The sequence below is a fragment of the Cupriavidus sp. PB-02 genome, from assembly GCF_058252315.1.
Window position 1 is genome coordinate 1,074,140 of sequence record NZ_JBXPSX010000003.1, and the last position, 24,048, is coordinate 1,098,187.

Consider the following 24,048-nt stretch of genomic DNA (forward strand, 5'->3'; position numbering starts at 1 on the left):
CTTTGCCGTCTAGCCTGGAGCGCGACCATGGGCCGACCCGATCACCATGAGTATGCGGGAGCTGGACCGCTGCAAGGTCATCCAGGCCGTCGTCGAAGACGGTCTGATGGTCTGGCGCGCCGCCGAGAAGCTCGGCCTTTCCAAGCGCCAGGTCGAGCGGCTGGTGCAGCGGTACCGGCAGGACGGCCCCCAGGGCCTCGTCTCCCGTAAATGGGGTCAGCCTGGCCACAATCAGTTGCCTCCGGGTCTGGAATCCCGCGTGCGGGGCCTGTTCCGCGACCGTTACGCCGACTTCGGCCCGACCCTGGCCGCCGAGAAGCTGCGCGAGCGCCATGGCATCGAGATCTCGCCGGCATGCGTGCGCCGAATCATGATCGACGCCGGCTTCTGGGTGCCGAGGAAGCTGCGCCCGCCCAGGGTGCACCAGTCGCGCAATCGCCGCGCCTGCCTCGGTGAGCTGGTGCAGATCGACGGCAGCGACCACGCCTGGTTCGAGGACCGGGCGCCGGCCTGCACGCTGCTGGTCTTTGTCGACGACGCCACCAGCCGCGACGCTCGGCAGGCTTTCCTGCAGCTCAGCCGGGAGTTCCGCAACGAACTGGTACTGGGCCACGTCAATCAGCTGGCCCATGCCGCGCAGCACGTATTCGACCACCAGCCGGTTGTGCTCCCTGGCATAACAGTAGCCCGATGGTAGGATGGTCGGCTTCAGTTTTCATCAGGGCATCAACCGCCGACAGATAGAAACTGATCTGACCTGCATACTCTGGCTCAAAGGCGCCAGTCTTCAGTTCAATGACGATATTGCAGCGCAGCTATCAGCTGATAGAACTGCAGATCGAGATAAGAGTCGTCGCCGCTCGCTTCGAGGTGAATTTGCGGCATCCGGCCACGCCTCGGCGAAGGCGCGCATAGTCACCAGGTTGGAGCGCGGCAGCCCGCTGACGATCGTTCAGTCGTGCCGGGCGTTACAGCGAACGCGCCACCAGCTCGCGCTGGATCTCGTTGGCGCCGCCGTAGATGCGCTGCACGCGCGCGTCGACGTACATGCGCGCGATCGGGTACTCCAGCATGTACCCGTAGCCGCCGAAGAACTGCACGCACTTGTCGATCACCTCGCCCTGGCGCTCGGTCAGCCAGAACTTGCCCATCGAGGCCAGCGAAGAGTCGAGCGTGCCGTCGATCCAGTGGCGGATGATGTGATCGGCGAAGGCGCGCGAGGCCGTCACCGTGGCCTTGACATCGGCCAGCACGAAGCGGGTGTTCTGCTGCTCGATCAACGCCTTGCCGAAGGCCTTGCGCTCCTTCACGTACGCCACCGTCAGCTCGAGGGCCCGCTCCATCTGCGCGGCGGCTCCCACTGCGATCATGGCGCGTTCGTACGGAAGCTGGCCCATGAGCTGGAAGAAACCCTGGCCTTCCGCGCCGCCGAGGAGCGCGTCAGCCTCCACCACGCAGTCATCGAAGAACAGCTCGGAGGTGTCGCCGGAGTCCTGGCCCACCTTGTCGAGGCACTGGCCACGGCGGAAGCCCGGGTTGCTGGCATCGACGATCAGCAGCGAAATGCCTTTGGCGCCCTGCTGGTCGCCGGTCCTGGCGACCACGACCACCATGTCGCACATCTGTCCGTTGGTGATGAAGGTCTTGGCGCCGTTGACGACGTACTTGCCGTCGGCACGCTTCCTCGCCGTGGTGCGCACGCCCTGCAGGTCTGAGCCGGTGCCCGGCTCGGTCATGGCGACCGCCGTGATGATCTGGCCGGTCGCGATGCCTGGGAGCCAGCGCTGCTTCTGTGCCTCGGTGCCATAGCTGCCCAGGTAGTGGCCCACCAGGTAATTGATGCCATAGCCGAAGCCGGTGCTGCCGGCGTAGCCCATCTCGCGCATCACCACCGCCGCGTGCGCCACCGTGCCGCCTGCGCCGCCGTACGCCTCGGGCACGTCGGGCAGGATCAGGCCGAGTTCACCGGCCTTGAGCCAGACCGCGCGGTCGACGTGGTGCTGTGCACGCCATTTCATCTCGCTAGGCTCGATGATGTCCTTGCAGAAGCGCCGCACCGCACCGGCGAACGCGTCCAGGTCCTCATCCATCCACGGCGAACGGTAGTTTTCGAGCATGCTGGTTCCCCTTGCTTCGTCTCAGACGCTGCCGACGCCGCCGCCGCAGACCAGCACCTGGCCGGTAACATAGTTCGACTCGGGCTGGCAGAACATGTAGACCGAACCGGCGGCTTCAACGGCGGTGCCCGGACGGCCGAGCGGGATCAACTTCTTCGACTGCTCGGCCAGCGCCTCGCTGATGCCGACCTTGATCTCGCGGCCTTCGATATTGACGGTGGCGCTTTCCTTGCCGGCGAACGGCACGGTCAGGCGGGTCTCGATGTGGCCAAAGGCGACGGCGTTCACATTGACCTTCAGGCGGCCCCATTCCTTGGCCAGCGCCCGGGTCATGCCAAGGATGCCGGCCTTGGCCGACGAATAGTTGGCCTGGCCTGGATTGCCGCCGGCGGCCACCGACGAGATATTGACGATCTTGCGGAACACTTCGCGGCCCTCCGCAGCCTCGGCCTTGGCGGCAGCGCTGATGACCGGATAGGCCGCGCGCAGGATGCGGAACGGTGCCGTCAGGTGGCAATCCAGGATGGCGTACCACTGCTCGTCGCTCATCTTCTGGATCACGTTGTCCCAGGTGTAGCCGGCGTTGTTGACGATGATGTCGATGCTCTGGAAGTGACTGACTGCCGTGCCCACCAGACGGTCGGCGAAGTCGGTAGCGGTCACGCTGCCGATGCAGGCCACCGCCTCGCCGCCCTGCGACTGGATCTGTTCGACGACTTCGTGCGCCGGTTCGGCGTCAAGGTCGTTCACCACTACGCGCGCGCCTTCGGACGCCAGCTTCAGGGCCACTTCACGGCCGATGCCGCGGCCCGAGCCGGTAACGATGGCGGACTTGCCTGCGAGTTTGGTCATTTGGGTTTTCCTTTGGATGCTCTGTTCGGTTCTGCTCCCCTCTCCTGCCTGGGGACGGGGAGACAACAATGGGTTAGTCCAGCGCGACGATGGCCTCGCCAACCAGCTTGTCCTCGCCATACTGGTTGGTCGACCTGATCGCCACCTTCACGCGCTTCTCGCCGTTGGCCTCGAATTTCTCGACCACCTCACCGGTGCAGGTCGGCTGGTTGCCCAGGTGGGTGATGCCGGTGAAGCGGATCGCGACGTTGCGCAGTGCCGCCTGTGGCGCCCAGCCGGTCAGCAGGCGGCCGAGGTAGGCGGCCGACAGCATCCCGTGCGCGAACACGTCCGGCATGCGCGACTGGCGGGCGAAGTCGATGTCGATATGGATCGGGTTGTGGTCGCCCGAGGCGCCAGCGTACAGCGCCAGCGTGGTGCGGTTGGTGGCCGGCAAGGCTAGGGCGGGCAGTTTGTCGCCCACCTTCACGTCGTTGTAGCGCGGTGCTTGCATCTGGAACGTCTCCTCAGCCACGGCGCTCGACCAGCGTGCTGCGCAGCTCCGCAACGCGGTCTCCCTTCTGGTTGGTGACGCTGGTTTCCTGCACGACGAAGTGCAGCGCCCCGCCCTTCTTGTCGTAGACGTCCGCGACCCTGGTCTCGAAGTGCAGTACGTCCCCGGCATAGGCCATGCGGTGGTAGTCGAAGGCCTGCTCGGCGTGCAGGATTCGGCCGAGGTCCATCTGCAGGACTTCCAACGTCTTGCGCAGCTCGCCCACCTCGCTGTTCAGGCAGAAGAGGAAGGTCGGCGGCACCGGCAAAGCCGGATGGCCGGCGTCGCGCGCGGCGGATTCGTCGGTGTAGATCGGGTCGGCTTCGCCGATCGCCTTGGCGAAGAAGCGCAGGCGGCCCTTCTCCACGTCGACGGTGCCCGCCGACATCTTGCTGCCTATGAGGCTTTTGTCTGCCATGTGTGGGTCTCCCAGTTCATGTCCGGTGGCGCCGCCACCCAGCGCCACCTTGTCCTAGCCGCGACCATAGAGCGTCACCACGCAGGCGCCGCCCAGCCCGAGGTTGTGTTGCAGCGCCAGATTCACGCCCTCGACCTGCGTCGGGCCAGCCATGCCGCGGATCTGACGGGTCAGCTCATAGCACTGCGCCAGGCCGGTCGCGCCCAGCGGGTGGCCTTTCGACAGCAGGCCGCCCGACGGGTTGGTCACGACCTTGCCGCCATAGGTGTTGTCGCCGTCCAGCACGAACTTCTCGGCGCCGCCTACCGGCGCGAAGCCGAGCGATTCGTAGGTCAGCAACTCGTTGTGCGCGAAGCAGTCGTGCAGCTCGGCAACCTGGATGTCCGACGGGCCGACGCCGGCGCTCTCATATACCTGTCGCGCGGCTTCCTGCGCCATGCTGAAGCCCACGACCTCGATCATCGAGCGGGTCTCGAAGGTCTTAGGGCTGTCGGTTGTCATCGACTGGGCCAGGATGCGTACGTCAGCGCGCAGGTTGTGCTTCCTGGCGAACGCCTCCGAGCAGAGGATGGCCGCAGCGGCGCCGCAGGTCGGCGGGCAGGCCATCAGCCGCGTCATCACGCCCGGCCAGACCACCGGGTCGGCCATCACGTCCTCGACGCTGACCACCTTGCGGAAGATCGCCAGCGGATTGCTGGCGGCGTGGCGGCTCGCTTTGACGCGAATTGCGGCGAAGGTTTCCAGCCTGGTGCCGTACTTCTCCATGTGCTCCTTCCCCGCCCCGCCGAACTGCAGCAGGGCGATGGGTATGCCCGCAGCCGATGCTTCCTGGTTGAGGTCCCGGGTGATATCGAGCAACGTGCCCAGCGGGGCCGGCCGGTCATCCCACTGCGACTTCAGCGCTCCCGGCTGCATCTGCTCGAAACCCAGCGCGATCGCGCACTCCACCGCACCGCTCTCGACCGCCTGGCGGGCCAGGAACAACGCGGTCGACCCGGTCGAGCAGTTGTTGTTGACGTTGACGATGGGAACCTGCGAGAGCCCCACCGGGTACAGCGCAGCCTGGCCGGCACAGGAGTCGCCGTACACGTAGCCGACGTAAGCCTGCTGCACCAGGTCATACGGGATGCCGGCGTCGCCCAGCGCCATGCGCGCGGCTTCCGAACCCATCTCGATGTACGTGCCGCTGGCGCCCGGCTTCGTGAACGGAACCATGCCGACCCCGGCGACTACGACTTTTGACATGTGAATCTCCTTCCCTGGTAATCAGGCAAACCCTGTTGGTGGTGGCGTCGTAGTGCCTCAGAACGGCACGTCGCCGATGATGGTCGCGCGCAGCATGCGACGGCGCGCGGGGAAGTAGTCCTGGACGGCGTAGTGCTGCGTAGAACGGTTGTCCCAGAAGGCGATGGTGTTGGCGCGCCAGCGCAGGCGCACCTGGTATTCCGGCGCGCTCGCCTGGCGGAACAGGTAATGCAGCAGGTCCATTTCCTCGATCCTGAAATCAAACCCGAATCGATACTGGCCTTCGTGTTGTTCCAGGTAGTTCGAAAGGTGCGTGGTGAACGCCTCGTTCACATACAGTATCTGTTCGCCGGTCTCGGGGTGCGTGCGCACGACGGGATGCGTCGCCGGCGGAAATTCCTGGCGGCGGGCCTCGCGCTGCTCGGTAGTCATGCGCGAACCGAAGGCCGGCAGGATGTCATGCACGGCATGCAGGCCGGCAATCCGCTCACGCACCGCCGCGGGCAGGCCGGAATGTGCCGCAGCCATGTTCACCCACAGCGTATCGCCCCCGACCGTCGGACATTCGAGGCAGCGCAGGAGCGAACCCATTGACGGACGCTTGCGCCAGCTCACGTCGGTGTGGAAGATATTCTCGCGCGCCGCCTGCGTGCTATCGCCTCCCAGTATCACCAGCTCCGGATGGTCGGGGTGGTGGGGAAACACGGGATGCACTTCAAGTTCGCCAAACCGCCGCGCCAGCTCGACCTGCTGCGCGGCACTGATGTCCTGGTCCCGGAAGAACAGCACCTTGTGCTTCAACAGCGCCGCGCGCAGTGCCAGGTACTGGTCGTCCTCGAGCGGCATGCGGAGATCGATGTTGCCGATCTCCGCCCCGAGGCACGGCGCGACGGGTTCCACCGTGAACGAGGCCTTCCGGATACCCGGGCGGATGATGGCCGGACTATTCGGCGCGGCCGCATATGCTTGTTCGCTCATTCCAATCTCCCTTGAGGCAGCCGGTCCGGGGCTTACCGGACCGCGCCATTGATAGTTGCGCCTTTCAGCGCCTGACCGTCATCCTGCGCCGCGCAGCGCCGGTCAGGCCGGCTTGTAACGCTCGCGCAGGCGCTTCTTGTCGAGCTTGCCCACGCTGGTCTTGTCGATCTGGTCGACCAGCAGGATGCGCTCCGGAATCGCGTACTTCGAGATCGTTCCCGCCTCCGCCAGTGTGCAAAGGTGGTTGCGCACGGCGTCGGCGTCCAGCGGCGCGCCGCCGGCGCGCGGCACCACCAGCGCCATGGGCCGCTCTCCCCACTTGGCATCCGGCACGCCGATCACGGCCACCTCGGAGACACCCACAACCTGGGCGATGGCATCCTCGAGGTCGATCGACGACACCCACTCGCCCCCGCTCTTGATCACGTCCTTCGCCCGGTCCACCAGATGCAGGTAGCCATCCGCGTCGAAGCGGCCGATGTCGCCGGTATGCATCCAGCCACCCTCCCACAGCGCGGCGCTGGCATCGGGATTCTTCAGGTAGCCCTGGGTCAGATAGGGCGTGCGCACCACCACTTCGCCGACGGATACCCCATCCACCGACACCGCTTGCATGTCAGCGTCGACGACCTTCATCTGCGCCAGCAGCGCCGGGATTCCGGCACCGACCCGCACGTCGACTTCACGCTCGCGTCGCGCCTGCGGGTCGGCAATGTCTCCGATCATGTCGGTCTTGATCTGGCCCAGGCTCAGCAGCGGGCAGGTCTCCGACATGCCATAGCCCGAGCAGATGTCGATGTTGCGCGCCAGCGCCTGCCTGCACAGGGCGCGTGACAAGGCACTGCCGCCGATCACCACCTTCCAGCCGCCAAAGTCAACGTCCTGCGCAGCCGGCGCCGACAGGACCATGTGCAGGACGGTCGGCACGCAGTGCGAGAAGGTGACGCCTTCCTTGCGGAACAGGTTCAACAGCTTCGACGGCTCGTAGCGGCCCGGGTAGACCTGCTTCCAGCCACACAGCGTGGCGATGTACGGAAAGCCCCACGCATGCGCGTGGAACATCGGTGTCAATGGCATGTACACCTCGTTGCGCGAGAAACGCGCGTTCCCGCCGGCCTGCGACAGCGTCGCCAGCGCAGTCAGGCTGTGCAGCACGAGGTCCCGGTGACTGAACGAGACGCCCTTTGGCTGGCCGGTGGTGCCCGTGGTGTAGAACAGCGTCGCGCGCGTGTTCTCATCGAACTCCGGGAACGCATGCGCCGGATCGCCGGCGGCGAGCAGCGCCTCGTATTCGCCTGCCCAGTCGAGGTCCGACGGCACGTTACCGTCGGTCAGGCAGATCAGGCGCTTGACGCGCGGCAGCTGCGCGCGGATTTCCCGGACCAGCGGCAGGAAGTCGACGTTGACAAGCAGCGTCTCCGCCTCGGCATGATCGAGCGTATAGGCGATCTGCTCGGGCGACAGGCGGATGTTCGTCTTCATCAGTGTCGCGCCCAGCATCGGCACGGCGAAGTAGGCTTCCAGGTAGCGATGGCTGTCCCAGTCGAGTACCGCCACCGTGCTGCCCCGGCCCACCCCAAGCCGGGTGAGCGCGCTGCCGAGCCGCCCGATGCGTTCGACCAGCGTGGGATAGCCAAAGCGCACGCGGTCTTCGTAGACGATCTCCTTGCGCGAGCGCTGCGCGATCGGCGTGACCAGCAGCTGCTTGATCAGCAATGGGAAGTTGTATGCGGTCATTTGTCTCTGCTCCAATCAGTGTCTTGATTTGATTTTCCTGCCAGTCGCCACGGCCTGTCAGTGGCTCGATGCCGGTGCCTCGCCGTGATAGCCGTAGCCAGGCGTCGCATGCCGGCGCACGGACAAGGCGGCCCGGGCCGGATCGATCGCCACGCCCCCTGCTAGCGCTCCGACCACCATCAACAGGCCGCAGATGGCGAAGCCGGCCTCATAGCCCGCGCTTCCCGTCATGCCCTGCACCAGGAAGCCGGTGACCAGCGGCGCCAGTACGCCGGCAAACGAGGCAATGGAGTTGTCGATGGCCAGGACGGCGCTGCGCTGCGAATCCGGCACAACCTCCGCCAGGATGGCCGGCCCCACCGCATACATGATCTGGGTCAGGCCGAGCGTGAGGCCGATCAGTGCCGCGCGCCACAGCGGCGGCAGCCCGCCCAGCCAGACCAGCACGAATGCCGCGCCGCCCAGGGCAACGACCGCCGCGGCGACGCGTCCGCGCGCCGTCCTCGACGACACCCCGCGCGCCAGCAGCTGGCGCACCAGCCACGATCCCGCGATGCTGACCGGCAGGCTCATGGCGATGAGTGCCGCGTACAACCGTCCCGACTCGACCGCGCCGTACCCCAGGCCCTTCTGCAGATAGGCCGGCAGCCATGTGAGCGTCAGAGCCAGACCCCAGTAGGAGAAGAACTTCATGGCCATGCAGGCAGCGACCGTCGGTTCGGCAAGCAGCCGGCGATAGGGCACGTACATGCCCTCCTTCGTCTCGCTTTTTCCAGCGCCGGCGTCCTTGCCTTCCTTGCCGAGCGCGACCCACAGCAACGCCCACGCAAAGCCGATCGCGGCCAGCGCGTAGAAGTTGGCGCGCCATCCCCAGTGCGCCGTCACAAGCGGCATGGCCATGCCTGCCAACAGCAGCCCGATGGCGCCGCCTTGCGCCAGGCAGGCCACCGGCAGCTCGCGCTTCTCGTTGGGAAACCACTTGTAGCAAGCATGGACCGCGACGGGCCACGCCGGCCCTTCGGCGGCACCAAGCAGCACGCGCGCCGCCACGAGCACAAAGAGGCTGGACGACATGGCCATCGGGATTTGCAGCACCGACCAGGCCAGCGCCATCGCCAGCAGGATGCCCGTCGTGGGCAGCCGGTTGGCCAGGAAACCGCCGCTGACGCCGGCGATGGCGAACAGCCAGAAGAAGCTGCTGCCGACCAGCCCGAACTGCGCGGGCGACAGGTTCAGCTCCGTCATCATCGGCACGGCCAGTAGGCCGACCGCGATCTTGTCGGCGAAATTGATAACCATGTAGACCACCAGCAGCAAGGCGGTGCGCCACGCCATGGCCGGTTGATAAGAGGTGCTCATGCGTTCTCCAGCAAGGTGCACGTCGCCGCGGCGGGTCGCCATCGCGGGCGGCCGCCGGGGACATCGTCAGTGGGACAGCGTGGGGAGCCGCGGCACGCGCGCCGCGTCGGACGGCGGGCTGCGTGCCCGATCAGAGCGACGTCACCGTCTTGATCTCGAGGAACTCAGCCAGTCCTTCCGGCCCGCATTCCCGCCCGTTGCCGGAGGTCTTGCATCCGCCGAATGGCGCGGCGATGTCCAGCATGGCGCCGTTAAGGAGGACGGCGCCCGCGCGCAGCCGCGCCGCCACGCGGCGTGTGCGCTCCGGGTCCGTGCCCGCCACGTAGGCGGCCAGGCCGTAATCGGTATCGTTGGCGATGGCGATCGCCGCTTCCTCGCCGTCGTAGGGGATCATCACCAGCACTGGCCCGAAGATCTCTTCGCGTGCGACTGCCATGTCGTTGCGGACGTCGGCGAAGATGGTCGGCCTGGCATAGAATCCGCGTTCGAGTCCCTCCGGACGCCCTGGTCCGCCCGCAGCCAGCCGCGCGCCCTCCTCCAGGCCGACGCGGATCATGCGCTGCACCTTCTCGTACTGAGCGCGGTTGGAGATCGGGCCCATGGCGGTTTCCGGATCGGCGGGATCGCCCACGCGGATGGCGTTGGCCGCTGCCGCGGCAATGGACACCGCGTCTTCGTAGCAGTGGCGCGGAACCAGGATGCGCGTGGGCGCGATGCATGTCTGGCCCGCGTTCATCATGCCCTGTGCCACGCCGCTCGCGACGGCGGCGTGCAGGTCGGCGTCATCGAGAATGACCAGCGCAGATTTGCCGCCCAGTTCCTGCGCGACACGCTTGACGGTCGGCGCGGCGTTGATGGCCACTTCCACCCCGGCGCGGGTCGAGCCAGTGATGGAAATCATGTCCACATCGCGATGCGACGACAGCGCGGCCCCGACCACCCGGCCGTCTCCGAATACCATGTTGAACACGCCTGCGGGCACGCCGGCCTCGTGCAGGATTTCAGCGAACAGCACGGCATCCAGCGGCGCGATCTCTGACGGCTTGAGCACCATCGTGCAGCCCGCCGCGAGCGCGGGTGCCACCTTTGCCGCGATCTGGTTCAGTGGCCAGTTCCATGGCGTGATCAGCGCCGCCACGCCGACCGGCTCGCGCCGGATCCAGCTGCGGCCGCGCTCGCTTTCGAATTCAAAGTGACGCAGAGCTTCGGTGGTGGCCTGGATCTGGCCGAGTCCGATGGGCGCCTGCAGCGTGTTGCAGAGGGTCGACGGGGCACCCATCTCCTGTCGCACCGCTTGCGCCAGTTCGCCGAGGCGCGCCTGGTAGCACGCCATCACGCGTTCAAGCAGCCCGATACGGGCCTCGCGCGTGGTGCCGGACCACGCCGGCAGCGCTGCCGTGGCGGCCTGCACGGCACGCCCGGCGTCCTCCGCGTTGCCCATGGTCAGCTTGCCGATTACCATCTCGGTCGCCGGATCGGTGATGTCGGCGTAGGTTGCACCGGCGCACGGGGCTACCCACGCGCCGTTGATGTAGAACTTGTCCAGCACTTTCATGTTGTCTCCGTTTCCCTTCATCCGGGCCGTCCCGTTCGTTGCCGGGATTTGATGCGCTGACTTTAGGATTGCCGCACCGATTCGTCCAATGCATTATCAGCATCCGATCAATGCGTCTGACGCAATGCGTCCAGTATGGATCTCCGCCGTCTCACCCACGTTCTCGCCCTCGCCGATGAATTGCATTTCGCGCGCGCCGCCGCGCGCGTGCATCTCAGCCAGCCTGCGTTCAGCCGCAGCATCCAGGCCGTTGAGGCGGAACTGGGCTTGCGTTTATTTGAGCGGGGCGATGCGGATGTGCGCCCGACACCCGCCGGGCAGTTTGTGATCGAGGGCGCGCGCAAGCTGCTGTTCGATGCCCGCTGCCTGCAGCGCGATATCGATCTTTACCGGGATGTCGAGCTCGGCGACACGGCCTTCGGGGTCGGGCCGTTTCCGGCGGTCACGCTGATGCCGCGGGTGCTGCCCGAGCTGCGCCAGCGCCACCCCAAGGTCGGCTTGCGGGTGGTTGAAAGCAACTGGAAGCAGTTGCTGGAACGGCTGCGCGCGGAAAGCATCGAGTTCTTTGTTTCAGACACCAATGACCTTCCCAGGGAAGCCGCACTGACTATCCGGCTGCTGCCCCCGCAGCAGGTCGAGTTCTACGCTCGCGCAGGTCATCCGCTGGCTGGCAATCGCTGTGCTTTCGCGCAAGTCTGGCAATTCGGGCTGGCATCGGCGACGCCCCCGGCCATGATGCAGGCCGCCCTGGCCGCAGCCTTGGGCCAGTCACCCAGCGCCGCCGTGCCGGCGCTGGAATGCGACAACTTCGCCATCCTGCGCACGGTGGCGCTCAGCACGGAAACGGTACTGGCATGTACCCGTGCCCTCGTCGTGGCGGACGTCGATGCCGGCACTCTGGTCAGACTTGAGGTCAAAGATGCTCCGGAACTGATCGTACGCCCCGGGATCGTCTCGCTGACGGGGCGCACACCTTCGCCAATGGCGCGATGCGCCATGGAATGCATAGAAAGGGTAGCGAACAGCTTGTGGGAATCGGCCGCCGGGCAGGGCTGACGTGCCGCGTAAGGTCTCCACCGTCACCGAGTCAGGCCCGCTTGCAGGCTTGCCCTGCGATGCGGACGCGGTCCGCATACTCAGGAAGCTCTGCTCCTCGGCGGTCAACCCAGTTGACGGTGGGCACATCGAGCACTGTTTGGAGAGCAGTGTGATGATGTCAATCTCGGCCTGAGTCTGGGCGCCCTCTACCTTGTCGTGTTGCGCCACGCCTTCCGGATGAACCAGACCGCCCCGCTCACCGCCGCGGCAATGAAGCGAGTGCCCCGCCGGTGCCCCTGGCATGTATGGATCCGACGCCTTTTGCAGGCTTCTTGCTCGTGATGTCGAAACGATCTGCATGCATGTATCCGGCTTGCCCAATGGGCGCTTGCCGAAGCACGCCCGCAGCCTCGATGAGATCCGCGCATCCTGGCCTTATCGAATTCACGGCTCGCCGGACACGGCGGCCGGCACGAAAAACAGGCGTCAGGATGCTGGTTTAACCACAGTGTCGCCGCGCCGGCTAATGCCGTGCAGACGAGGCTTGCCTCCCGAAGAGCACTGGCGAGGCACCTGGCCGAGCCAGACCGCCAAATGTCGGCCGTCCCTGAATTGCTTCCGGCAAGGGGCTGCAGCCATTTGCCGGCATGGCAAACACCACGTGTCCCATGCGGGACTACCACGTGTCACTGCCATGCCGGCGCCGCAGTCACGAATGCCTAACGGTGGCTGGCAGCCAGCGCGACGATAGCGCCTGTGGTTGCCGCGATGGCGGCCACGGTACCCATGCTTTGCCACGGATGCTCATGAACGTAGCGATCGGTCGTTGTCGCCCACTCGGAGACTTTGGCGCGGCCCTCATCGCGCAGTGCAACGAGGCGGTCCTGCAGCGCGCGCTGCCGGGCTTTAAGTGCGTGGCGCTCAAGGCTGGTCCCTACGCCGGTTTCGGCTTTGACTTCATGAAGGAGCGCCTGCACGTCGGCCATCAGCGTATCGACGTCGCGGGCCAATGCGTCCTTGCGCATGGAGAAATCGGATCGGATGTCGTTCATCTTGCGCTCCTGTTAGCAAAATCATCGCGGTGCGTCGCGCAGCACGATTGGCACTGTGTCAAATATAGGCTTGGGTTGACAGCCCGGCATGACAAACAGCAAGCCACGACGAAGCAGCTCGGAAGGGGGCAAGAGGACCGTGGAATCAAAGCGACGGAAGTATCGTCGCGCTTATGCCACGAAAGCCTCTTGTCGCTGACGAGGGCTCGCTTGCCCGTCTTCCTGGCGTACCGCGCGCTGTACATGCGGTCTGGGATCAGATCCTGGTTCAGGAGGTCATCGGAATATCTGTACACCGATGGCATGCGGCGCTGCAACATCCCGCTGTCGCAGGTGAGCAATCCTCCCATTGCGATCAACGCCGTAGAATTTCTCGCTCAGCGTACCGCTGTCGCCGCCGGCCCTTTGTTGACGGTTGCTGCAGTGCTAGGCTGAAGGCGAAATCTTGCCGCCCAGGCGGAGACACCAAATTGTCGAAGCACCAAGGCTGACAAGGGAGCTACACCGCCACGAGTCCCCCTGTTCCCCTGATCAGAGAATCGAGGAGCGCGTCACGTCAGAGCAGGAACGCTTGTCATACCATTAAGTTCGTAACGCGTGCCAGGGGGCAAGGCGGATGGCCCGGCCGGCCATGAGGAGGTCAACATGTTTCAGCATATCTTGGTGCCCACCGATGGATCGGCACTCTCCGACGCTGCTGTGCGCATGGCGGTGACACTCGCCAAGGCATTTGAGGCGAGGATCACTGGATTGCATGTCATCCCGGAATTCCATGTCTTCACACATCGGATCGACATGCTGGAGGATAGCCAGGAGCGCTACGCACAACTTGCCGAAATGCATGCGGAGCGATACCTGGCGGTGGTCGCACAAGCGGCACATGAAGCGGAGGTGGCATGCGAGACGATCAGCGTTACCCACAATCACCCCTATGAGGCGATCATCCGGACCGTGGAGGAACGTAACTGTGACCTCATTGTCATGGCGTCGCATGGCCGAGCCGGCCTGCAGGGGCTACTGATCGGCAGTGAAACCCAGAAAGTCCTGACGCATTGCCGGATCCCGGTTTTCGTGTTTCGCTAGTCCGAAGTTTGACTCGGAGACCAAGCTGATATGACTCTGTCTCCCGTTTGCGAGGGCCTTTGTGCGCTCTGACCTGACTAGGTTGGGTTGCAGCTTTATACATGGCCCCCCCTCTTTGCCAAATGACTTGCTCTACGGCGCGCAGGAGATGGATTGCTTATATACATACGGCCTGTGCGTTGGCGCTCCTACGCGCCTGGCCCCGATGAAATTCGCTGACTCGCACCTCATTTCCCGTAAGAGCTCGAAGCTCTTTGTCATATACAGGTTTAGCAAGTCACGGTCCGACCTGATTAGTCATCACACTCAATCGCCAACGCAACCGCTTCAACATGTCCCTCGCGATGCAGACGGTTATTGTGTTCTGCTCGGCGCACGCCGTTCATGTGGGTTTCACGCTTACGAAATCCTTCTCGTAGTGCCGATCATGGGAAAGGATCGCCCAGATTATACGAGCCATATTGTTAGCCAAGGCTACGAGTACAACGTTCGGTGGTCGTCGTTTTCCGATGCGCTCGACCCATTGCCCGGGATCCTTCGCGTTGTACAACACACCGCGAGCGCCGTGAATCTACAGCGTGCGCAGATACGTATCCCCTCTCTTGCTGATCCCCAGCAAGAGCACCCTGCCGCCGGAACCCGTTTGTCTGGGTACCAAACCGAGCCAGGCTGCAAACTCGCGCCCCGATCTGAATGACTTGGGGTCTCCCATCGTCGCCACCGCTGCGGTCGCTGTCAGCACGCCGATGCCCGGGATGTCGATAATCGCCTTGACAGCCTTATCCTCTCGCATCCATTGTCGCAGCCGTCGCTCGATCCCGGCGATCTGCTCGTCGAGCTTCCCCAGACCGTTCCACCGCTCTCGCAGCGTGTCGATCAGCACGGCCGGCAGGCGTTCGGCGACCCGTGCCAGCACAACCGGCATCGCCTTGTCCAGCGCAGTGCGGCCCAGGCCCATCACTTCGCCATACTCAGTCAGCAGACCGCGCAGATTGTTGATCTGCATCGTGCGGAACTTGACCAGTTGTTGCCGCATCCGGTGCAGTGCCAGCACGGCCTGCTGCCCTTCAGTTTTCACTGCCACCGACTTTCCGGGCTGCTGCACCGCTAGCCAGATTGCACGCGCATCGGCCGGGTCGTTCTTGTTGCCAATGTTGAAGGCCTTGACGAATTTGGCGGGCATCAGCTTCACTTGGTGCCCCATTGCGACAAGGCGCCGCGCCCAGTGCTGCGAGCCGCCGCAGGCTTCCATGCCGATTAGGCAAGGTTCGCGATTGGCAAAATGCTCCAGAAAGACTGCTCGCTTAAGACGTTTGCTCATGATCTCGCCGGACTCCTGGTCGACCCAGTGCACCTGGTCGGGTAGTAGCGACGCATGGGGGCGGACGGGCATGTCCACTTCAACCACGGCAACAGTAAGTGATCCGATTGTCGCGCCTTCACTATCTACTATCGCCTGCAATATGGGCTCAAGCCGGTTTCATCTGTGCACCATCAGGAATTACGCCATCCTTCAGGTAGCGCCATAGCGCAATTACCAGTCGCCGCGCCACCGCGACGATGGCGATCCGCCGTGCCCGACGATTGGGGCCCGTACCTTGGGAGCGCTGGTTGAACCACTACGTCAGCACACTTCCGGGCTGATAGCGCAGCCACTGCCAGGCGGTCTCGATAAGCTGCGTGCGTACCCATCGGTTGCCTTGTTTGCTGATACCCGACTCTCGCCGCTGTCGTACGGCTGGGGCACCAGGCCGACGCACGCACCGATTTCGCGGCGGTTGTTGAACTCCCGCCAGAACAGCTCGAGGGCAAGGCGCGAAGCGCCCACTTCGCCAATCCCCTTCAGGCGCGCCAGCGCATCGCAACGCTGGCGCGCGGGTGCTGGTACGTTTGTCTGTCGCGTCTTCTCCAGCGCGGCAAGTTGCTGTTCGACGAGTGCCAGCCGTTCGCACTCGCGCAGTAACCGCTCACGCAACTCGCGCGGTAACGGCGCACCGTCGTGACAGCGCACCTCCTCGCGCTCGAGCCGGTCGGCGAAGGCCCGGTGATCAACCGCATCCCAGCAGCCGAGCGTGGCCAGGAACTTGCGCATCCGGTCGGGGTGCTGCAGGACTTCCTCCTGCAGTTGCCCTCGCTCGCGCATCAACTGGCGCGATGCCTCGTCCTCAGGTGACGGTATGTGAATCGCGTGCATGCGATCGCGCTCGCGACGCCGGCGGCATGCACGCAACCAGGGAAAGAATGCCAATGAATGAGAGTATGAGAGCAGGCTTTCGAGGCGTGTCGATCCTTGATAGCAGATTTTCGTTCGCCCAATCGGGAATGCTGAAGATGCCGCAGGGCGGCCCATGCCCCGCATGGGCCCGTCTCATGGCGTCGGTTTGGGAATGAGGACTTTACAGAGGCGCTTCGAGCACTATTCGGCCTTCGCGGGAGCGCAGGCGCATCCAGTTCCGCACTGGCAATGCGGCCCGCAGGTGCATCCAGTTCCGCAGGCGCACGGATTTTGCTCAGCGGTTGTCTGGCAACCGCAGTCGCAGCCGGCGCCGGGGCAAGCAGCGCAATCGCAGGGGGATTGGGTCGTGGTATTCATGGCAATGCTCCTTTCTGTTGGAAACGAGACGCCAGTGTGCGACCACTGAAGACGGGCGGCTTGAACGAAACGGCTAAGTTCGCCTAGACGCGCTGGACGCTGATCCCGCCGGCCAGCACGCCGAACATACGCTTGAAAGTGCGGGATGAAAATGAGCGCAACAAGTTCGCACCGAGCCTCGAAGGCGTGCGGTTGGTGGGCGCAAATGATCGCCGCCGTATAGGCAGCCCAGTCTTTCCCGGGAGTCTGGATACGCATCGCCCCACCGGATAGCGCGAGCGTCACCTGGATGGCGTGATGCGCATGGGACCCGGTTTTCTCCTCCGCATGGCCGAGCCAGACACTGCCGCCGCGCCACAACACGATCCGCCCGGTTCCGAAGCGCTTTGCACCGCCTCCGCGTTGTCCGTTGGTCATCATTTAACCTGCCAGCAGAATCGCGATGACCTGATTTTGGCAGAACAGCGCGGGCGACTGTGGGTGCCGACCGAGGCGCTACGGCGCTGCAAGTACACCAGTTCCAATGAAATGCCTGTCGCATCGGCCCAGCCGATATTGAAGCATGAACTGACTTTGCGGCCCATGCTTTGCACCTTCCAAAGGCGCCTTAGTAAGACATAACTTCATGATCGTGAAATTATAGCCTCATCCACCCGCCCCCCGCTTTGGCGCGGTCGCCTCGATCGGCAGCCGCCGGGACAGTCGGCCGGACCCGCCGAGATCCAGGAGAACTTGCGTGGCGTCGTCTGCTGCGGAGCAATCTCGAGGGTAGGCAGTACCTAAACGAATGCTTTGGTCGATGCGATCGAGTGGACCAGCGTGGGCAGGGTCTACAGGCACCTGCTTCGTGAAAAATGCCACGCCTAATGCGTGAAGGTTCAAATGACAAGCTCGACAGTTCGCTGCGCGTCGTCATTCCATCTGGAGTCTTATTGATCTGTATCAGCCCCACATGGTGAAGGGAGACTATGGTGTCAATAGGATCTCGCAAGTCCGATAGGATCCGGACTCAACGGTCCACTCGACCAGTCTCCCTGGAGGTCGCCATGACCAACCCACTTGCCGTCTGGCATACCGACCATATCAATTTCGCCTGCCTACTCGACCTGCTAGAGAGGCAGGTGTGCGCGTTTTACCAGGAAGAGCAGCCAAACTACGGTTTGATGGGCATGATCATCGATTACATGCGGAAATATGGCGATTGCGTTCACCATCCTCGGGAGGATGTTGCATACGCCCTGCTCGTTGAACGCGACCCCGCCATGCGCATTGTGGTTAGCCGGCTTCTGCAAGAGCATCGTGTGATTGCAGCGGTAGGCGAAGAGTTGCTCAGCCGGCTTCGTGAAGCAGAAAGAGATGTCATAACGTCGCGAACGGCTTTGGAAGCCGCTGCAGCCATGTACCTTGCTTACTATCGCAATCATCTCTCCACTGAGGAGAAACAGGTCATGCCCCGTGCCGCGCGCCTACTGACCGAAGAGGATTGGGCAGAGGTCGCGGCCACTGTTCCGGCTTGCTCCGATCCCCTCTTTGGAGAAAATGTACACGAGCGTTTCGCGGCCTTGCGCAAACAGATCGACGGGGAAGCAAGTACATTCACTCCCCTCACTGATCATCGCGAGTCAGCTTGATTTGGTGTACGTACCGTGGGCCAGGAGGTATAGGGATATATTAGTAGGCACGACGGCGCCCAAAGAGAATAAAGAGTTCAAGTCTGCAAGAGCGCGCTGATCCCTAGCATGCCGGTCGCAATTGGGTAGCATCTGCGAATGACTCATCTTCACTCTCGTTCGCCAGGCAGAGCACGCTTGCATCCATCTTTCATTCGAAGCTGCACATGATTGCCCACGAAAGCGATCTACTGTAGCTCTTGTCCTCAGTTCGCGAACACTAGAGGTCTCAATTGGCCTCGATAGCTGCCATAACGCCCGTTATCGTGCCCTGACGCGCGTCTGCAGCGACCGCCGGCCAGGGCGGCGCGGCTGCCCTCAGATTCTCCAGGGCGGTCGCATTAAGGCTGACACATGCCGGTCAAGGTTAGAAGCCCCGTTGTCCGGCATAGCGTCCGCCCGCATCGCACGGGGTGCAGCGGCTCTGGTAAAGAACTAGTGAAAAACGCAACAAGGAAGACTGCTTTGCGGCCGGGGCTAGGCTGGCCTAGGGTGCAAAGCCCAACGGCAGTTGTCGGCTCCGGCCGCTCATTGAGCGCCGAAGACCTGGCATTCTCGGCGTCATTTGCGGCGGACTCCCGATCCGCCGGCTCGGCCGCTGGGTAACGGTTACCTGGACGTTCGTCAGAAAAGGCCGCGAGGCGAGGCAGGCCGTCCACCGGCGACACGTCGCGTGCACTATAACTAACGGACACAGGTGGCGCCGGGCGTTCCCGCCCAGTTCGCAATGTCCGCCGAATGTCTGCCAATCGCCCTGTCCGGCGTGCTGCTGTAGGCGTGGCTGGATATCACCAGCCTATCGAGGGAGATCGGCATGTCCGAGACAAGCAAAGTAGTCCTGGTGACGGGGGCTACCGGCAGCATCGGGAGCGCTGTCTGCTCACGGCTGGCGCATGCGGGTTATTCGCTGATTCTTGCCGCGCGCGACATTAGCAAGCTGCAAGCCGCCTGCGCGAGGCTCGAGAGGCAAGGCTGCCATTCATATCGCTGGCTCTCCGTCGACATGTCCAGCGATGCCTCTGTCGCATCCTTTTCCCATGAGCTTGCGGCGGACGGAACCGTCCTCGACGGCGTCGTACTGATGCCACCGCAGATGCGGCCCACCGGCGAATGCCAGCCTCCGGCGGACACGTGGCGCCAATTGTTCCAGGGCCACTTTATCGGCCCCCTCGAACTCCTCAAGAGCGCGATCTCTACAATGCGGCCGGAACCCTCCCAAGGACGCCGGGCAAAAATTGTCATCATTTCCGCCATCACCTCCGTGCAAGCCCTTGGAAACTATGCCACCAGCAATGTCCTGCGTTGTGCCTGGCTGGCCCAGGCCAAGACGCTTGCTTTCGCAATGGGCGAGAGAGGGATTCACGTCAATACCCTCTCCCTCGGAGGCACGCTGACCCCGGACTATGTGGCATCGATCGAGCAGCGAGCCACAAAGGCTGGCATGACCTTCCCTGAACGGTTAGCCGAGGAAACCTCGAACATTCCCTTGCGCAAATATGGAAGCCCGGAAGAGGTGGCCATGGCGGTCGAGGTCTTGTTATCTCCCTTCTCCGACCACATGACTGGCGTGAATCTGCTGCACGATGGCGGGTCTACAAGAGCATATTACTCATAGGTCAGAAATATAGCGGACAGATGGGTGCCTGAAAAACGAGCGCACGAGCTTCGGGTTGCGTCGAATTTTTGCAAGCTGCTCGTGAACTCGCGGGCCCAGCTCTTCGCCTTTTTGCAAAGGACGTCGCGCGACGCCGTTGCGCTTCACGTGACTCCACACCAATTCATCTGGATTTAGGTCAGGTGCGTAACCGGGCAGGAAATGCAAGGTCAGTTTGCCCTGCGTACTGGCGACGTAGGCTTTGACGATGGCTTTCTTGTGCGCTGGCAATCCGTCTACGATCAGATGTACTGCCTTCTTTCGATTGAGCATCAGCTTCTTGAGCAGCGTGACAAACAACTCGCCGCTGAGCCCGCCTTCGTACGTAGCAAACCAGAAGGCCCCCTTTGAATTGACGGCGGACGCCGCGCTCATGCTTTGCCGCTGGCCCGGTCGCTCGACAATCGGCGTTTCGCCGCGCGGCGCCCAGGTCTTGCCATGCACCGAGTCAGCTCGAAAGCCCGATTCATCCCAAAAGAAGATATCCGCCTTCTGCTCACGAGCCTGCCTGGCAATAGCCGGATACGTGTCGTGCTGCCAGCGATCAATTGCTTCCGGATCGCGCTGGTAGGCGCGCTGCAGTGGCTTTTGCGGCGTTAGGTTTAGGCGTGCCAGCATCGCACCGATCGATGCCAGGCTCAGCTTCACGTCGAATTTTTGCTGTACCAGTTCGCGAACCAGGTTGCGTGTCCAGAGGCCGAAATCGAACCCATACTGCATCGGATTCTTGCCGTTGATCCATCGCAGCACCCGCTGCTCCTGCGCAGACGTGAGCGCACGGGGGCGACCCGTGCCTTTGGTCGAGCGCAGCGCCCGTACACCTCGGCCGTGCGCCTGGGCGCGAACCTTGTATGCCCACGACCGATTCATCCCGAACGATGCAGCGACATCATCCGGATGCTCTCCCTCTGCCATGCGTTGCACCGCTAGGATGCGCATTTCTTCAAGCGTATTGTGAGCCAGACTACGACCGTCCCGTTTCATGAACGCTCCCCTCAATGTCTATTGCTCAAGCATAGATCATTTGTCCGCTAAATTCCTGACTTATGAGTAAGTGTTACACCAGCGAAGCAACGACTCCGGCCATAAGCGGTGAGTGGCCACAACCCAAATGGACCGCTGTCGGCCAAGGCCGGCCGTTTGACTGCGGGACTAGGATCGTTCAGAAGCAGACGTTGGAGCAAGCGCCGGCGCGGAACGGCATGAGCACTTTGTGGGTCGCCGCCTCTGCCTTTGCTGTATCTCGCTAAACCACGTTCAAAGCGCCCGCTGCGTGAGACGGGACTGTTCACTTGCGCAGCGCCCTCGATGAGGATCCGCTCGGCGTAAAGGATTGATGCTCAGTCCCGACAAGGTAAGGGCTTTCGTCGTCTTGTCAGTGGGTATGTCGAAAGTGAACTGCGTTATCGGGCGCGGCTACCGGAGCTTTGGGAGGATCCAAATGAAGCCTCGCTCGCTTCGTCGCCGTCGCAGATGAATGAGTTGGTTGCGGCAGATGGAATCGAACCACCGGCCTCGGGGGGCGTACCCGCGCGTTGCCACTGCGCTATGCCGCAATTTGGCCCATTGTGCCGGTCTCGGCATGTGGCGCCTCTGTGCGGATTCGCACTGGTAGTGACTGTAACGGCATGTCGAGGGGCGCTTTTGCAGAGAGTGCCGAGTAGCGGTAGCAAACGAGAACGCCCATAGGGAAAATTTGGAGCCCCAGGCGCCCCACACGGCTGGACGCGGCGAAACACGAGTCACGTCAATGGAATACAACATTCTGCAAGCAGGCAGCAGTGAAATGAGCGATGCGCTAGAGCGCCTCATTGCCATGGTCAACGCCGACATCAAGGACGAGGGGACGCCCGTTGGGGGTGCTGCGCTCGTGCAAAAAACCTGGTGGGTATTACATGGCCTGGCAGACCATGGTATTTAAGTGCGGCAGCGGCAGAGGGAGAAATTTTAAGTTTTGAAGACTGCGCGGCCGCCAATGAACTGCTGCTGGATCTGGCAAGTCAGTCACTCGTCGACTTCATCGCGTAGCTCGTCCAATTCGATAGCACGCTCGCGTAGGGATTCGAGCCGATTCAGGAGTTCCCATTCGCTCCGTTTTTCTCTAACCTCCAAGTACCTCTCCAGCCCGCCGACGTCCTCTGGCGGACGAGCGCCAGATCCCGCCACACAGCGTCGCCGCACCTCAGGATGCTGCTCCAGCGTGCGCCGCTCGACTCGGATATCGTGCCGCCACCAGGCATTTAGGTCGTACACGTAGACGAAGCCCTCGTGCTCGCGCAGAGCAAATGTGCTCAGCGTCAGCGCGGTAGTCGTCGTGAAAAATTTCGCTCGCCTCGCTCGACCCGCTGGCACTGGTCAAATTCAGAACCACGGGCAGCTGCGACTTTAACGTGCCCGAAGCGCTGTTCGATCTCGACCATCCTGGGCAGTACTTCCGTCGCATCAAGACGGTTAGCATCAGCATGCCTTGTGTTGCGGGGCCGCAGACATCTATCGCCGCGAAACTATCGCTGACGAGCAACAAATACCGCAAGAACCCCAGGCCTGACAATCTCGCACTCACCGGTTATAGCGAAGACCCAAACAACGACGAACGCTTTGTCTACAACCTCGGCAGCATTCAATCGATCGCCATCTCGACCGCCCAGAAGGACGGCGGCATGTTTGACCTCAATTTCCGCGATGAACGATATCTGCCGTTCGAAGGCACGGGCGCCATCAGCACCCGGCGGTGCGAAATGAGCAAACCGGCATTGGCGCAGTTCGATTACGGCACGATCGCCGACGTCGTACTACACCTGAGCTACACGGCAAGCGAAGGCGGTTCGAGCTTGCGCAGCCTCGCCGAAACCGACCTCCTTGACCGTCTTAGCCAGATCAAGCAGGAACTGTCGCGTCACGCGCGTCTCGTGCGCGGGTCGGCTTTGGCGTGTTCGATCGCCGTAAGTGTTTCTGAGTCCAGCACTGCCTGGGCATCGGACGAAATGGCAAACAGTTTGCCGTCGATGTCATGGACGTGTAACTGCTCATGGGTGACAGCATCCGTCACCAGCGCGCGGCCGGTCAGGCGCAGGGCGGCTTGGAGATGTGACTGTCCCGAGACGATCCGGTAATTACGTCCTTCTGATCGTCTCACCACCGCGTCAGTGGGGATCTCGCTGAGCTCGATAGCGCCGAATCCGGGGAGCGACATTTCCTCGATGCGATTCTTGATGCAGGCGACCATCACGGCCGCGCCGGGGCGCTCGGTTGCCGCAAGCCGTTCATATTGATCGAGGAGGATGTTGGCCTTCTCGATTGAGGGCGTCGTATAGACAAAGGATTGGATGGCGGTCGGCGGGCGAGTCAACCGGGTCGCCATGATTGCGAATGCCCAGTCCCTTTTGTAATTGCAGTGTGGGCAAACCCAGCCGTATTTGGTGGCAATCAGGATGCCAGGGGCGCCACCTTCGACTCCGTGGCGATGATCGGCGCTGTTCCTGCAGATGAAGGCGCGCAGAACCGGGCCGCCGAGGCCAACCTGGTTCTCGTTGAGCCTCTGGACCTGATCGTCGGTGAACGGTGCGCGAATGTAACTCATGGCATTTAAGACGGCAGCTTCCGCGTGGCGTGGCTATCGCTGCGCAGCCGGCACCCGGGACGCTCGGGAGTCTGCCCGGCGGCTAACAGAAACGCTGGGCGCCAAAACACACTGCGGCCCCTCCTTCCAGTTTATGCCCGGGAGAAAGTCAATGCTGCTTTGGCCGGGCCCGAACCTTTTTGTGCTGCTCGACCTCAATCCACTCCCAGGAATGGCCGGAATTGCGGTCTCGCGACGGCCCCGAAAGCCTGCCGGCATAGCGTGCGAGTGTAGCGCTTCGCACTCGCACGCCAGTTCGTCAGCGATAGACCAACACCGGGCAGTGCGTCAGCACCCGTTGGTTTCACTGCCGACCAGCAGGCTTTCCAGCCCGCGTCGTCCGTGCGACGCCATGAAGATGACGTCACATCCATGCTTGGTCACCGCATCGATGATCCCCTGGTACGGCATCGAGATCGTCATTTCGGTCTGGCATGTGACGCCTGCTGCCTTGGCTTCCGCCACAACCTCGGCCAGCCTGGCGTTGGCCACTTCTGCCGCACGTCCTTCGAACGCCTTGCGGCTTGGATGCCCGGCATCGCCCGA

The 24,048-nt window shown here is 63.1% G+C and carries 19 protein-coding genes, 1 tRNA gene and 6 pseudogenes; 7 read left to right on the forward strand and 19 right to left on the reverse strand.

The window, feature by feature from the left end; genetic code table 11:
- Positions 1-46: 46 nt before the first annotated feature.
- Positions 47-550, forward strand: a pseudogene (locus AC10V3_RS39555) (helix-turn-helix domain-containing protein); the annotation flags it as partial.
- Positions 551-614: 64 nt separating this feature from the next.
- Here AC10V3_RS39555 and AC10V3_RS39560 read toward each other — a convergent pair.
- The 10 genes from AC10V3_RS39560 to AC10V3_RS39605 form a co-directional block, all read right to left on the reverse strand.
- Positions 615-815 (reverse strand): PDDEXK nuclease domain-containing protein, encoded by a 201-nt coding sequence (locus AC10V3_RS39560; protein WP_349605395.1) that lies wholly within the window; start codon positions 813-815, stop codon positions 615-617.
- 153 nt (positions 816-968) lie between these two features.
- Positions 969-2,117, reverse strand: coding sequence for an acyl-CoA dehydrogenase family protein (locus tag AC10V3_RS39565; protein WP_349605371.1), 1,149 nt, complete (start codon positions 2,115-2,117; stop codon positions 969-971).
- Positions 2,118-2,138: 21 nt separating this feature from the next.
- A complete protein-coding gene (locus AC10V3_RS39570; protein WP_454753675.1) occupies positions 2,139-2,969 on the reverse strand; it encodes an SDR family NAD(P)-dependent oxidoreductase in 831 nt (276 codons plus the stop codon).
- A 73-nt stretch (positions 2,970-3,042) separates the two neighbouring features.
- Complete coding sequence (locus AC10V3_RS39575; RefSeq protein WP_349605375.1) at positions 3,043-3,462, reverse strand: MaoC family dehydratase; 420 nt, start codon at positions 3,460-3,462, stop codon at positions 3,043-3,045.
- A gap of 13 nt (positions 3,463-3,475) precedes the next feature.
- Positions 3,476-3,919 carry a MaoC family dehydratase N-terminal domain-containing protein gene (locus AC10V3_RS39580; RefSeq protein ID WP_349605378.1) on the reverse strand — a complete coding sequence of 148 codons (444 nt, stop codon included), beginning with the start codon at positions 3,917-3,919 and terminating at the stop codon, positions 3,476-3,478.
- Positions 3,920-3,973: 54 nt separating this feature from the next.
- Positions 3,974-5,164: a lipid-transfer protein gene (locus tag AC10V3_RS39585; RefSeq protein WP_349605380.1), complete on the reverse strand. Its 1,191-nt coding sequence runs from the start codon at positions 5,162-5,164 to the stop codon at positions 3,974-3,976.
- 57 nt (positions 5,165-5,221) lie between these two features.
- Positions 5,222-6,142 carry a TauD/TfdA dioxygenase family protein gene (locus AC10V3_RS39590; protein ID WP_349605381.1) on the reverse strand — a complete coding sequence of 307 codons (921 nt, stop codon included), beginning with the start codon at positions 6,140-6,142 and terminating at the stop codon, positions 5,222-5,224.
- Positions 6,143-6,244: 102 nt separating this feature from the next.
- The gene (locus AC10V3_RS39595) at positions 6,245-7,879 is read right to left on the reverse strand and encodes a fatty acid--CoA ligase (protein ID WP_349605383.1); all 1,635 of its coding nucleotides are present in this window, start codon (positions 7,877-7,879) and stop codon (positions 6,245-6,247) included.
- A 57-nt stretch (positions 7,880-7,936) separates the two neighbouring features.
- Entirely contained in the window at positions 7,937-9,238 is a 1,302-nt protein-coding gene (locus AC10V3_RS39600) for an MFS transporter (protein WP_349605385.1), read from the reverse strand.
- Positions 9,239-9,368: 130 nt separating this feature from the next.
- Positions 9,369-10,793 carry an aldehyde dehydrogenase family protein gene (locus tag AC10V3_RS39605; protein ID WP_349605387.1) on the reverse strand — a complete coding sequence of 475 codons (1,425 nt, stop codon included), beginning with the start codon at positions 10,791-10,793 and terminating at the stop codon, positions 9,369-9,371.
- A gap of 135 nt (positions 10,794-10,928) precedes the next feature.
- Between AC10V3_RS39605 and AC10V3_RS39610 the strand changes: the two genes are divergently transcribed.
- On the forward strand, positions 10,929-11,849 hold the full coding sequence (locus AC10V3_RS39610) for a LysR family transcriptional regulator (protein WP_349605389.1): 921 nt from the start codon (positions 10,929-10,931) through the stop codon (positions 11,847-11,849).
- Between the two features lie 480 nt (positions 11,850-12,329).
- Here AC10V3_RS39610 and AC10V3_RS39615 read toward each other — a convergent pair.
- Together AC10V3_RS39615 and AC10V3_RS39620 are read right to left on the reverse strand one after the other, a co-directional pair.
- A pseudogene (locus AC10V3_RS39615) lies at positions 12,330-12,449 on the reverse strand (transposase); the annotation flags it as partial.
- Positions 12,450-12,550: 101 nt separating this feature from the next.
- Positions 12,551-12,883 (reverse strand): ElaB/YgaM/YqjD family protein, encoded by a 333-nt coding sequence (locus AC10V3_RS39620; protein WP_349605390.1) that lies wholly within the window; start codon positions 12,881-12,883, stop codon positions 12,551-12,553.
- Between the two features lie 645 nt (positions 12,884-13,528).
- Here AC10V3_RS39620 and AC10V3_RS39625 point away from each other — a divergent pair.
- Complete coding sequence (locus AC10V3_RS39625; protein WP_349605391.1) at positions 13,529-13,966, forward strand: universal stress protein; 438 nt, start codon at positions 13,529-13,531, stop codon at positions 13,964-13,966.
- A gap of 382 nt (positions 13,967-14,348) precedes the next feature.
- On the opposite strand, the pseudogene AC10V3_RS39630 reads toward AC10V3_RS39625, so the two are convergent.
- Together AC10V3_RS39630 and AC10V3_RS39635 are read right to left on the reverse strand one after the other, a co-directional pair.
- A pseudogene (locus tag AC10V3_RS39630) lies at positions 14,349-15,359 on the reverse strand (IS110 family RNA-guided transposase).
- A gap of 76 nt (positions 15,360-15,435) precedes the next feature.
- Positions 15,436-16,172: pseudogene (locus AC10V3_RS39635) on the reverse strand (transposase); the annotation flags it as partial.
- A 1,433-nt stretch (positions 16,173-17,605) separates the two neighbouring features.
- Between AC10V3_RS39635 and AC10V3_RS39640 the strand changes: the two are divergent.
- Positions 17,606-18,190 carry a hemerythrin domain-containing protein gene (locus AC10V3_RS39640; protein ID WP_349605393.1) on the forward strand — a complete coding sequence of 195 codons (585 nt, stop codon included), beginning with the start codon at positions 17,606-17,608 and terminating at the stop codon, positions 18,188-18,190.
- A gap of 853 nt (positions 18,191-19,043) precedes the next feature.
- Positions 19,044-19,844: an SDR family oxidoreductase gene (locus AC10V3_RS39645; RefSeq protein ID WP_490924385.1), complete on the forward strand. Its 801-nt coding sequence runs from the start codon at positions 19,044-19,046 to the stop codon at positions 19,842-19,844.
- Here AC10V3_RS39645 and AC10V3_RS39650 read toward each other — a convergent pair.
- Positions 19,839-20,867 carry an IS630 family transposase gene (locus AC10V3_RS39650; protein WP_374063751.1) on the reverse strand — a complete coding sequence of 343 codons (1,029 nt, stop codon included), beginning with the start codon at positions 20,865-20,867 and terminating at the stop codon, positions 19,839-19,841. The genes AC10V3_RS39645 and AC10V3_RS39650 overlap by 6 nt on opposite strands.
- A gap of 499 nt (positions 20,868-21,366) precedes the next feature.
- A tRNA-OTHER gene (locus AC10V3_RS39655) sits at positions 21,367-21,439 on the reverse strand.
- Positions 21,440-21,633: 194 nt separating this feature from the next.
- Here AC10V3_RS39655 and AC10V3_RS39660 point away from each other — a divergent pair.
- Complete coding sequence (locus AC10V3_RS39660) at positions 21,634-21,804, forward strand: hypothetical protein (protein ID WP_349604917.1); 171 nt, start codon at positions 21,634-21,636, stop codon at positions 21,802-21,804.
- Positions 21,805-21,887: 83 nt separating this feature from the next.
- Here the strand turns inward: AC10V3_RS39660 and AC10V3_RS39665 are convergent, their stop codons facing one another.
- Positions 21,888-22,235, reverse strand: a complete 348-nt coding sequence (locus tag AC10V3_RS39665; RefSeq protein WP_349604919.1) for an IS1096 element passenger TnpR family protein — start codon at positions 22,233-22,235, stop codon at positions 21,888-21,890.
- On the opposite strand from AC10V3_RS39665, the pseudogene AC10V3_RS39670 reads away from it, so the two are divergent.
- A pseudogene (locus AC10V3_RS39670) lies at positions 22,235-22,636 on the forward strand (Tc toxin subunit A-related protein); the annotation flags it as partial. The gene AC10V3_RS39665 and the pseudogene AC10V3_RS39670 overlap by 1 nt on opposite strands.
- Positions 22,637-22,779: 143 nt before the next feature.
- Here AC10V3_RS39670 and AC10V3_RS39675 read toward each other — a convergent pair.
- Together AC10V3_RS39675 and AC10V3_RS39680 are read right to left on the reverse strand one after the other, a co-directional pair.
- Entirely contained in the window at positions 22,780-23,463 is a 684-nt protein-coding gene (locus AC10V3_RS39675; RefSeq protein WP_349604921.1) for a hypothetical protein, read from the reverse strand.
- 298 nt (positions 23,464-23,761) lie between these two features.
- Positions 23,762-24,015, reverse strand: a pseudogene (locus AC10V3_RS39680) (universal stress protein); the annotation flags it as partial.
- Positions 24,016-24,048: the final 33 nt, after the last annotated feature.